We start from the raw sequence: 12,254 nt of genomic DNA on the forward strand, positions 1-12,254 counted from the left end.
CACTGCTCTTACTTCGTCACCTTCACCGTCACCTTGTCGCTGGACGTAACGCCGCCCGCATTAACCAACTCGCAGCGATACTCGTAAACGCCGACGGCCCGGCCGGCGATCGCGCTCACCGCGCTTTGCGCACCAGGCGAAGCTGCGCTTAACGCTTTCGTTTCGATCAATACGCCATTTTCGTATAAACGGTACTCTGTCGCATTGGTGCCCCACCACATGTTCATCGTCACCTGGTAGTTGCCGTCGCCATCCCAATTGTCTTGAGAAAGCACCGGTTTGCCGGGAGCTGCATCGGTGATCTTCACAACAAGCGGGGCGCTTGTTGTCGTTCCAAAAGAATTCATCAATTCACTCGTATACGTATAAGTGCCATTCGGTTTGCCTTTCACGTCCGCTTTGGCCGTTTGAGCGGCCGGCGATGCATCAGTCAGTGCTTGCGTATGAATGAGCACGCCATTCTCGTACAACTTGAACACCGAGCCGTTATTGCCCCACCACATGTTCATCGTTACGGTAAAGTTGCCGTCTTTCAAGCCGGTCGCATGACCGCTGTTATCCGACAGCACAGGCATGCCTGGCGCCCCTGCGGACAACGGCTTCACAACGGTAATCGTAACCGCATTCGTTTGCACCGTTGTTCCATTCAGCGTAACTGCAGCTGTCAGCTGTGCCGAACCTTCCGCCTTCGCACTGACTTTGCCCAGTGCATCTACAGTCGCCACAGCCCCATTGCTTGTGCTGTACACTACAACAGCACCGCTCAAGTCCGCAGGCGCCCCGCTGCTCAGCACACCCGTTACACGGGCAGCTGTCGTTTCGCCCGGTTTCAGCGAAGCCGCATCAACCGCCAGCGTCGCTTGGCTGAGCTTCACCCGCGCGCTCACGTTGAACGGCACCGTCGCTTGCGCAACGTTGCCCGCAGCGTCGACAACACGGTACCCGACCGTGTGCGCGCCCAACGTTAAGCTGCCTGCTGCAATCGTTTGGCCGCTGCTGATCGCTGCGCCATCGAGTGTCAACGCCTGCTCGGCTACGCCTGAAACAGCATCTGTACTCGCCAACGCAAATGTTAACGTATCTGCATCCGTTACATCCCCAACCGCATGACCGGATTGCGTCAATACAGCTGTCGGAGCGGTTTTATCCAGCTTCACCTGCAAAGTTTTTACAGCCTCCGCATTCCCGGCCGCATCGGTGGAAGAATACGACAGCGTATTCGCACCCTCTGTTTGAATCACTACGGGCGCTTCATAACGAACCGATGCCCCGCCGTTCATGCTGTACTGCGTCGTCACCGCACCCGCACGATCATCCGAAGCTGTCAACGTGACCGTCACATCTTCCTTAAACCAGCCCGCGCCGTTCGGAGCACCTGATAAGGCGGCTGTCGTCACTGGCGGAATCGTATCCGCAGCTGCGGTAAAATCGCTAAGGCCTCTAGGCTTCAACTGGTATACGCCTTTAAAAATGGCCGCGATACCTTTGATACTCACCGTTTGTCCCTCTTGATAAGGGAACGTGCTCTGGGTTAAACCGGTTCTCGCATCAACACGGATATGATTGCTCACCGAGCCCTTTACGGCATCGAATTCAAATGAGCCCGCCGGTGTAGCGCTTATCACATTTTTCACCGTAACGTCCGTAAGCTCGACCAATTGCCCTTGATTATCGTTCGTGACCGCTGCCACCGCTGTTGGAACCGGCAGTGCCGCAACGCCTGTTTTTTCAATAGCAACCGGATCCGCTAGTTCCAGCTCCGTATTGTATAAAGCTGTAGATGCCGTAATCTTCACTTTATCCCCGAGATGAAAGCCGCTCAAACTTTGGAACACATAGATTCCGCCGGTTGCATCCTGCAGGTAGAAGGCTTGACCGCCAAAAGCGCCCGGTTCTGTCGTCACAACCCCTTCCACAGTCACCAAAGTGCCAGCCGTTTTACTCCGGGCATCGGAGATATTGATCTTCGCAGGGATTGGGTTCTGCTCTTCGGGCAATGACTCGGCAGGCACGTTGCCTAGAGTAACAGCCTCTGTGATCAAATTCGTAGAAGCTTGACGCAGGCGCAAATTTGCCGCAGCCGTCGTTCCCGGCTTAATGCGAACCATCAAATCCTTTGATGCATGACCCTTAATATCAGAGGTCACACTGAACTGTGCACTATACCCGTATGCCGTAGGCCATGTGCCGTCCGCATTCTGAACCATCGCAATTTGCGTGCCGCCGGTAACCAAATAAATGCCGACATTGAACCCCGAAACGGTTGTGGACGGAGGCAAATTATCCACCGCAACCCGCAGCGGGAATTCCACCGCATTCGGCAGCGTCGCTTGATGCACAAAGCTGTAAGCTGCACTCGCCGTTGCCGCCGGACCGCCATAGGAGCCTGGCTTGAAGGTGCTGCGGTCATACCATTTGTAGCCCGCATTCGGGGCAGCCCAAGGCTCTGGCTGCGGCTCTGTCGAGGCGGCAGGCTCTTCGAAAGGCAGCAGCGCCGTCCGCTGATCCAACTGCAAGCCGCTAACTTCCGTCAGGCTCGTGTAGCTTTCTTTTTTCGCAAGCCAGTTCACCATATTAACAAGCAGGACGCCGTCGTCCACTTCTTTAAAACCGTCATACGTCGTCTTCTTCGCGCCCGTATCCTCGCGCAAATACTTCGGCGTCGCATCCTCAACCGGCGAGGAATCGCCGATGAACCCGGCCTTCCCTGCGCCTGATTTCGCTATGGCCACATACGGGCCTTCGGCCACGCCGCCTCCGTTGTATACACCTTGATCCACCGCACTTGCCCAAGCTTCGTTCGTTTGCGGCAAGTAGACAAGCCCTTTGGCCTTGGTCGGATCGATGATCGCCAGTGTGGATCCTGCATGCATCGCAACGTTCGAAACGCCAGTCGTAATGCCGAACGACTGCTGAGGCGGCACGATGTTATTCGCATTAATATCGCCTAAAGCGTTATAGCGGAAACGCAAGCCGAATTGGGTCGCCAACCAGTCCGAGCTGGCTACATCCTGCATGGCCGAGGAGGCCCTTTCTTCGGCGCTCATGCCTTTCGCCGGATCCGTCCATGCGCCACGGCGGTAGCCGTTGAACACTTCCGAACCGTCCCAACGGTTCTTGTTGCGGTCCGCATTGTAATGATCTGCAATGAAGAAAATACTGCCGCCGCCCTGTACATACTGCGACATAGCTGCCTGCTCGCTCGTCTTGTAAGGAATATTGGACTCAGCCACGACGAAGACATCATAGCCGCTCAAATCGCTGAGTGTGATGGGGGTTGTTTTACGCAGTTCTTTGACGTAGTAGCCGTTATTCGCTAAAGCATTCGCAAAATCGGAAAAAGCGCCGTCGATCACCCAGTCCGCCGCACCGGCAGTCTGTTCATGCGTGTTGTCGAACAGCACCTTCTTCCCTGCATTTTCGTTTACAACTTTGGCCTCGATGAAAGGAGCCGGATCGCTCGGTCCTTCCGCCATCACCGTCTGCCAGCTGCCAATAGCCAGCACTTGAAGAGGTAGCGCTACTGTCAATGCCAGCGCCGCTTTTAACGCTTTTGCCTTCCATCCCGCTCTCTTACCCATTACAATTCCTCCTTTTAGCTTCTAATGAGACAAGCCTAATAACTCCCTTATTTTACCATGGTTCAAAAAAGGATGGTGCAATTATTTTGTAAAGAATGGGAAATTTTCGATATAAACAAAAACAGAGCTGTCTCTCAGGTTTTTCAAACCTTCCGAAACAGCCCCATATATACGCCAAGCCGCCTTATGACGACGGCTGAGTCCCCTTATTCTGCCCGCGAAAAACATTCGGCACTGTCCCCGTATGCGCTTTGAACAGCTTCCCGAAATAATTTTTATTCTCGTAGCCCAGCATATCGGCGATTTGTTCCACGGTTTTATCCGTGATTTCCAATAGCTCCTTCGCCTTCTCCATCTTCATCCTCGTCACATACTCCACGAAATTCTCACCGGTTTCCTTCTTGAAAAGCCGGCTTAAATAGCTCGGATGGAGGTGCAAATGCGCCGCTGCATCTTCGAGCGATATTTTCATATGCAAATGATTATAGACGAAGCGCTGGCACTCCAAAATCTCCCGGTTGTGCGACTCGCGGTACACCTGCCCCGCCCACTGAATCGCCTGCTGCAAGTAATCCTTCAGCCACAGCTCCAGCTCCCTCACAGACGACAGCTCATGCACATCATGATGCAAAAGCTCGGAAGAGAACGTCGACTGGTAATGCTGCAGAGACTTCAGCCGCATGCGCACGTCGAGGATCATTTTCAGCAGCCATTCCTTCACTTCCATTGGACGGAACCGGTGGTATTGGATAAAGTCGATCCATTTCGAGACATACATATCGATCAAGTCCGAGCGCTCATCGAACACTACACTTCGGAACTCCTCCAGCGTTTGGGCATATTCCGCAAGCAGCAGCCCCCCGTCTCCGAAGCCTTCCCGGACATGCTCCAGCTTCACGACGGTGCTTTCCGGCAGGTAAAACCGCAAGCTTCTCGCTTCCACCATCCGGATCAGCTGATCCTTCAAAGCACGCACATCCTTAGCCGGACTTCCCGTTATGAACGAAAAGGATACCTTCGCAAACTGCTGCAAGCAGCTTTGCAGATGGCGCAGCGTCTGCTCGACCTTCTGGCTGTTGTTCACATGCATGCTGCCGTATTGCGGGAACAGCAATATAACCTCACCCGTATCATACGTGAATAGTGTCGTCTCCTTCTGGTCGACAAGCAGCTCTTCAATAATATTTTGAATCGTATACTCGAATAAATCCTTCGTTTGGAAACGCTGATGCGCCTCCTTCGCCCGGTTGACATAACCGAATACCGGCAGGACGCCGTGCTGTCCCAGGCGAAGGCCGAAGCCTTCCGCTTGCTGGCTCCACTCTTCCGAATCGAACAACGGCTCGTTGACGGTACTCCGGATAAAATGGCGCTTGGACGAGCTGCGGTGCAGCGCGGCCTCCTTCTCGAGCTTGCGGCTTTTGGAGAGCACGTGATTCTCGGCATCCAGCTGCTCTTTTAATCTGCCGAGCACCTCAGAGATGTTGCTGATATTCATCGTTTCTTTCAGAATATATTCGCTTACCGAAAGCTTCATGGCTTTCTGGGCATAGTGAAAATCGTCGTGACAAGACAGGATGACCGCCTTCACGTGAGGATCGCCCTCGCGGAGAGAGCGGATCAGATCCAGCCCGTTCATCTCCGGCATGCCGATATCGCTGATCAGCACATCGGTCTTCATCCGCCGTCCGGCCTCCAGGGCTTCCAGCGGATTTTCGAAGGCTCCCGCCAAGCGGAATCCCAGTTCTCCCCATTTAATCGCTGAGCTTAAAAATTCAAGTACGGGTAAATCATCATCGACAATGATGACTGTATACATGGCTAGCCCTCCTTTCCTGTCTGCTGCGGAAAGCGCAGCACGATGATCGTACCCTGATCCGGCCCGCTTGCGATTTCATAATCGAAACGATGACTGTAAATGATCCGAAGGCGTTCTAATACATTGTGCAAACCGATTCCGGACAAGGACGGACTTCGCGAAGCATGGCGATGCTGCGCCGGCACGTTCGCAAGATGTTTGCGAAGATCCTCCAAACGTTCCTCGGTCATGCCGACACCCGAGTCCCTTACCTCCAGTTGGAGCCGTCCGTCCTCGCAAATCCTGGAGGCAATCGTGATTTCGCCCGGTTTGCTTTTTAACCCGTGGATATAAGCGTTCTCGATAAGCGGTTGCAGCAATAACCGCGGGATCTCTATCAGAAGCGTGTCTGAGGCCGCAGAAATGCGGAGGTTGACCCGGTCTCCGTGCCTGGAATTCAGGAGCCGAACGTAATGCTCGTTAATTTCAATCTCCTCATGCAGCGGAATATATTCATTGTTGCGGTTGATGGTCATCCGCAAGAGCGAAGACAGGGAAGAGATTAATTCCGCGTTCTCCGAGTCGCCCTTCATCATAATTTTCAAGCGGATGGAATTCAGCACGTTGAATAAAAAATGCGGATTGATCTGCGCCTGCAGCATCGCTAGCTCGGCCATACGCTTGAGCTCCTGCTCGCGGCGGTTTTCTTCCAGCATCAGCTCAATACGGTCAATCATCCGGTCGAACACATAACCAAGCCGTCCTACTTCATCCACACCGCTAATATTGGAGCGTTCGCCAAGCTGACCGGATTCGATCCGGACGACCGTTTGGACAAGCCGCGCAATCGGTTTCGTAAGCGTACGCACCATGTAGAGAAGAATAACGGCAAATAAGATCAAGAAACATAGCTGAATGAGAAAATCCGTTTTCCGGAACGACTCGATTTTCTGTGCGGCTGTTTTATAGGGACTCATGTTGACAAGCTGCCACTCCGACGTCACATGGCTGCTTAGCAGAATATAGTCTTCCCCTTCCACTTTCACAAAAGAGGAGCCGTCCTCCTTCGGAAGCTGAGCATAGTAAGGAAAGGTCGTTCCGATTGTAGTCGAATCTTTATCGACCAAAATACGCCCCTGCTCATCGATGATAACCATAGATTCATTATTATGATATTGACTAAACAGATCTTGAAGGCTTCTCGGCTCTAGTCCGACAATGACATACCCATACGTCGTATCGTTCTTGCGCAGCGGTTTGGCTGCCGACAGCAGATACGGCTGGTTGGTCGATTGACTGTAGTTGGGCTCCGCTCCAATCCACTTGACATTATAACCGGACACTTGCTCCACAGCACTAAACCAGTCTCTGCTCAGAAAATCAATCGGATTAAAAGAGAAAGTCGAATAAGAGGCAACGTACTCATGATTGGGCAGCAGCACCGTCACATTCAGATTGCCGAAGGAATCGATCACCGTCGACATTTTTTTGGCAATCGTCTGCTTGTATTGCAAAACATCTCCCTTATCCGTTTCCTCATTCGCTCTGCCTAATTCCCGGATGGACGGCTGCAGCTCCTCGTCGAATTGAATGAAATTCATGACATAAATCATATTTTTCATCTGGGTGTCAACGATTTGACTTACGATCCGCATCGATTCGCGTGACGAGTCCGTGACCTGCGATCTGACCGCATCCCGTGTAAACAAGCTGGACACATTCATCGAAACAAGCGATGGCAGAACGAGACATACCAGAATCGTCAGCACCAATTTGTTGCGTAATGATAACCTGCGAAGCCATCCCGGCACTGCGCTCTCCTGCCTTTCAGTCGCACCTTGGAAAATGGGAAAAAGAGGAGCCTAGGGCCTCCTCTTTTCATTATACCAATAACGATGCTAGATTCGTTACTTTCCTTACTGCTTATTTCGCGTTGCTTTTACGAATATCTTCGATTTTCGTTTTAGCCGTTGCAATTGTTTTCTCCAAATCCTGCTTGCCTGTCAAGAACAGCTCAACTTGCGTTAAGTATTCTTTCTCTTGTTGCAGCGCATACGTTGGAGGAACAACCAATTTCGTTGCTTTGTTAACTTTCAAAGTTGCAAGCAAGGAAGCTTTGTCGATCATAGCCACTTGTTCCGGTTTGCCGCTTTTTAGAATCGCGTCAACGTTTTTCTCAACATCGGCTTTTTTCCAGCCGGAGAAGAACAGACCTTGCGTTTGAATACCTTCCGTTGTGTACCATTTTACGAAATCATAAGCCGCTTGCTTGTTTTTGGAGTTTGCTGCTACACCCATGAAGTCAGCGCCTACTTCTGTCAAACCGTTTTGATCTTTTGCATCAAACTTCGGATACGGAGCGAATACGGTTTTGAACTTCGCGTTTTGCGCCAGCTCTCCGACCATCCAGTTGCCTGTTGCCAACATTGCTGTTTTACCGCCGTAGAACACATCACGGTAAGCCATTTTTTGCGATACGACTTCGAAGTATGGCACGGACGTTTTATCTACGTTCTCCAATTTGTTTCTCAAATCAAGGGAGTAACGAACTTTTGGATTGTCAATGTTTTGCGTGCCATCGGATTTCACCAGGTATGGGTTTTCCATATCATTGTTCAAAGCCAGAAGCGCGTAGTCTTTCCAGTTGTGGAAATAGGAACCGTATTGCTTGGCGGCGCCTTCGCCTTTAGTCAGCTTTTTCGCATATTCCGCATACTGATCCCATGTCCATTCTGTTGGAACCGGAAGCTTCGCTTCATCCAATTTGTCTTTGTTCAACAGAACGAACCATTCAATCATTTTACCAGGCAGGGCATAGTATTTCCCATTAACTACAGGGTCAAGTTTATATTCGTCTTTAACGACAATGTTATCTTTTTTGAGGTAATCATCAAGCGGTTCCAAAATTCCTGCGCCAACGCGTTGCGCGAAATCGGATGCGCTGGAGTACATCACAACGTCCATTTGCTCGCCGGAAGCAGCCAGAAGGTCAAGCTTTTTCATCCCTTCTTGGGAATCGCCTTTCTCGGACATGCTTTCATAGACGACTTTTACATTCGGGTGGGTTTTGTTATAAGCCTCAACCGTTGCATTCCAGTTCCCTTGCGCTTCCGTGTACCAAGCTTGAACTTTAATGGTAACCGGAGCTTTCGTTCCGCCTGCAGGGCTGGCGCTATTCGTTGCTGCCGGTGTTTCGCTTTTATTGCTGCCACAGCCTGCAAGTGCAGTACTGATGGCTAGTACACCGCTTAATACTAATAAACTCTTTTTCATAGGAACCCCTCCAAGTAAGCATTGTTTTGTTTGAAAACCTTTACATGACCGATCGTATCAAACTTGCGTGGAGCACACGAGGCACTATTTTAACCTCATGCACTCATATTTTGACTTTTCCTGCTTAGCCCTTAACGCCGCCCATCGAAATACCTTCGATAACTTGTTTTTGACCAATGATGAAAATAATCAGAAGCGGTACGATCGCCGACACGGATGCAGCCATGATTAAAGAGTAGAACTCACCGTTCAAATCGGCAAAAGACCGGATGCCAAGCGGAAGTGTGAACAAATCTTTGGTTCTTAAGAAAATCAACGGATTCTGGTAATCGTTCCATGTCCAGATAAAACGCAGAATCGCATACGTAGCAATAGCCGGACGCACAAGCGGCGTACAAATGGACCAGAAAATTCTCAAATGGCCTGCACCGTCGATCCGTGCCGACTCCATATACTCATCGTGAATGCCAAGGTAAAACTGACGGAGCATAAATGTTCCCAGAACGCTGAAGGAACCTAACAAAATCAAACCAAAGTGGCTGTCAAACAAGCCCATCCAACGGAACAACAGAAACTGCGGAACGAGAATCGCTTGGCTGGGAATCATGTAGATGGCCAAAATGAGGACGAATAGTCCGTTACGGCCGCGGAATTTAATCTTCGAGAAGGCGTAAGCCGCCATCGATGAAAGCAGGACCGATAACGCCGTCGTTAACACCGTAACCTTAATAGAGTTCCAGTAATATAGGGAGAATTTAGATTCCCAAACCGTTTTATAGTTTTCAATGACATTCCAATGCTGCGGTATCCACTGGATCGGGTAGAGGAACACGTCGGATTCCGGCTTCAACGAAGCGGATATCATCCAGAGAAACGGCGACATGAATAGTATGCCAACTGCAAGCATTAGTAATGTAAGGAGAATTTTTTTAAAGTTTTGATACTTGTCCATCGGGATATTCCTCCTTCTCTATTAGTAGTTCACCCATTTACGTTGTCCGATCCATTGCAGCAGTGTAATCAGGAGCACAAGCACCACAAGTACAATCGCCATAGCGGAAGCGTAACCGGATTGCAAGTTGATGAAGGCTGTTTCATATAAGCGGTAAACGACCACGCTCGTGGAGTTCGCCGGGCCTCCCCCGGTGAGAGCGGCAATAACGTCAAACACTTTAAATGTACCGATAATCCCCGTTACAAGCAGGAAGAATGTCGTTGGCGACAAGAGCGGCACCGTGATGCTCATGAACTGTTTAAATTTCGATGCTCCGTCAATGTCCGCCGCCTCATAGAGATCTTTCGGAATCGACTGCAAGCCCGCCATGAAAATAATCATGTTATAACCGATAGAAATCCAAATCATTAGTCCCATTACGCAATATAAAGCAACATCTGGATCGGCGAGCCATTTCGGCGGATTGGCGAAGCCCATGTCCATCAGAATTTGGTTAATCGGCCCGTACGTCGGATGAAATAATACTTGAAACACAATAGCCACGGCAACAACGCTAGAAATGTAAGGAATGAAGTAAACGACCTTAAAGAAATCTTTTAAATAGATCTTCTTGTCGATAACGACTGCCAGAACAAGCGAGAAAATCAACGATAAAGGAACGACAAACATTAAAATCATGTTGTTCTTCAGGGAGGATAGGAAGACTGTATCTTTAAGGAGCTTAATAAAGTTATCTAAGCCGAGAAATTTCACCTTGGAAAAACCGGCAACAAAGTTCCAGTCGGTGAAGCTGAGGAAGAAGGAAGCTATAATTGGAAATAACGTAAAAACAAAGAGTCCGAGTACCATCGGAGCCACGAACGCATAGCCGGTCAGGTCCTCACGTATTTGCTGCGCCGAACTTTTCCGTTTCACTTTGGTGGCTGAAAGGGTGCTCGAATGTGTGTGTGTATTGTTGGCCATCTATTATTCACCCCATATGTTGTGTTTTCTATAGTCTACCCTGCGAGGACGAATCGGGTAAGTCAAATAATTTACTCGTTTGAGTAAAATTTTAACCTGCGGGGAAGCTTCCCTTCCGCCAAAAGGCAAAAATCCGCTAAGCCGTAATGGCCTAACGGATATTCTCCCCTTACTTATTTGCTTCATGCACTTTCAGCAGCTTGCCTTTGATCGTGGTATTTTTCATGATTTTGAGCACCATCGGGCCTTTGCCGTTCAGAATATCTACATAGGAAGCATTGTCCTGAATCGTTATGATGCCGATATCCGCGGCCGTCACGCCTTCAATTTTGGCCAGCGTTCCGACAAAGTCGACTGCCCGAATCTTCTTCTTTTTCCCGCCGTTAAAATAGAGCTTCATGATGCCCTTGTTCAACTGGTCGCTTCTGTCTGCCTTGATCGCTGGCGTGGCCTGCATTGTCCGGTCGAAAGCCGGCTGGCCGTGAGCGACCTCCTCTTCCGTCGGAGCCTCTTTGCGCGGAATTTCAAAGCCAAGGTAGTCTTCGATATCGGCCAGATACCTCAGCTCATTCGGCGTGGCGAAAGTAATGGCTTTGCCCGTCTTGCCTGCTCGTCCGGTTCTTCCGATCCGGTGGACATAGCTTTCCTTCTCCATCGGAAGGTCATAGTTGATGACGTGCGTAATATCCTCCACATCGATGCCCCGCGCCGCAACATCCGTCGCGATCAGGAAACGGAACTCGCCTCTCTTGAACGCGTTCATGACGAAGAAACGATCGTCCTGCACCATGCCGCCGTGAATCTTATCGCAGGGATACGTAAGGTAATCCAACTCCCGGTACAGATGATCGACATGTTCTTGCGTCCTGCAAAAAATGATGCAATTATCAGGATTCTCGGTCACAAAGACATCCTTAAGCACATTAAATTTCTCTGCTTCCTTTACCATGATCAGGGAGTGCTCAATCTGCACTTTGGCGGCTTCCGGCGTGTGAATTTCAATATCGATCGGGTTATGCATATACCGGTGACACAGCTGCTCCACATCTTGCGGAAGCGTCGCTGAAAACAACATCGTCATACGGTCCGTCGGGACCTCATCGATAATCGCTCCCACCTGCTCAATGAAGCCCATCCGCAGCATCTCGTCCGCTTCATCGATGACGAGCATCCTCACCTTCTCCAGATCCAGCGTTCCCTTCTGAATATGATCCAGCACCCGCCCCGGCGTGCCCACGACTACATGACACTTCTGATGCAGCTCCAGCTTCTGTCTGGCAAAAGGCTGCTTGCCGTACAACGCCACCGCTTTAATCCGCTTGAACCGCCCGATGTTCGTCATATCCTGCTTCACTTGATCCGCGAGCTCTCTTGTCGGTGTCAGAATCAACGCCTGCGGCCGGTTCTCTTCCCACTCGGCCAGCTCGCAGATCGGGATGCCGAACGCCGCCGTCTTCCCGCTTCCCGTGCGCGACTTCACCGTGAGATCTTTCTCCTGAAGCGCAATCGGAATCACTTCGTGCTGGACATCGGTCGGCTGCTCATAGCCTAAACTCTCCAGCGCCCGGAGAATATCCCCGCTCAATTGATAGTCCGTAAAACTTCTTAATGCCACTAAATAACTCCCCTTTTCACACCACATTCTTTCCTCCAACTATCTCATAAACCTGCCGAAAAAACCATC

At 50.5% G+C, this 12,254-nt stretch carries 7 protein-coding genes; all 7 read right to left on the reverse strand.

What is annotated here, in order from left to right; genetic code table 11:
- Window positions 1–8 precede the first annotated feature (8 nt).
- Window positions 9–3,581 (reverse strand): OmpL47-type beta-barrel domain-containing protein, encoded by a 3,573-nt coding sequence (locus AC3WRW_RS11025; protein WP_492546364.1) that lies wholly within the window; start codon window positions 3,579–3,581, stop codon window positions 9–11.
- Window positions 3,582–3,765: 184 nt separating this feature from the next.
- On the reverse strand, window positions 3,766–5,400 hold the full coding sequence (locus AC3WRW_RS11030; protein WP_492546365.1) for a helix-turn-helix domain-containing protein: 1,635 nt from the start codon (window positions 5,398–5,400) through the stop codon (window positions 3,766–3,768).
- 2 nt (window positions 5,401–5,402) lie between these two features.
- Entirely contained in the window at window positions 5,403–7,148 is a 1,746-nt protein-coding gene (locus tag AC3WRW_RS11035; RefSeq protein WP_492546366.1) for a cache domain-containing sensor histidine kinase, read from the reverse strand.
- Window positions 7,149–7,302: 154 nt separating this feature from the next.
- Complete coding sequence (locus AC3WRW_RS11040) at window positions 7,303–8,652, reverse strand: ABC transporter substrate-binding protein (RefSeq protein WP_492546367.1); 1,350 nt, start codon at window positions 8,650–8,652, stop codon at window positions 7,303–7,305.
- Between the two features lie 124 nt (window positions 8,653–8,776).
- On the reverse strand, window positions 8,777–9,604 hold the full coding sequence (locus AC3WRW_RS11045; protein ID WP_492546368.1) for a carbohydrate ABC transporter permease: 828 nt from the start codon (window positions 9,602–9,604) through the stop codon (window positions 8,777–8,779).
- Window positions 9,605–9,625: 21 nt separating this feature from the next.
- On the reverse strand, window positions 9,626–10,570 hold the full coding sequence (locus AC3WRW_RS11050; RefSeq protein WP_492546369.1) for a carbohydrate ABC transporter permease: 945 nt from the start codon (window positions 10,568–10,570) through the stop codon (window positions 9,626–9,628).
- Between the two features lie 169 nt (window positions 10,571–10,739).
- Complete coding sequence (locus AC3WRW_RS11055; protein WP_492546370.1) at window positions 10,740–12,185, reverse strand: DEAD/DEAH box helicase; 1,446 nt, start codon at window positions 12,183–12,185, stop codon at window positions 10,740–10,742.
- Window positions 12,186–12,254: the final 69 nt, after the last annotated feature.

The sequence above is a fragment of the Paenibacillus sp. FW126-R14 genome, from assembly GCF_058789495.1.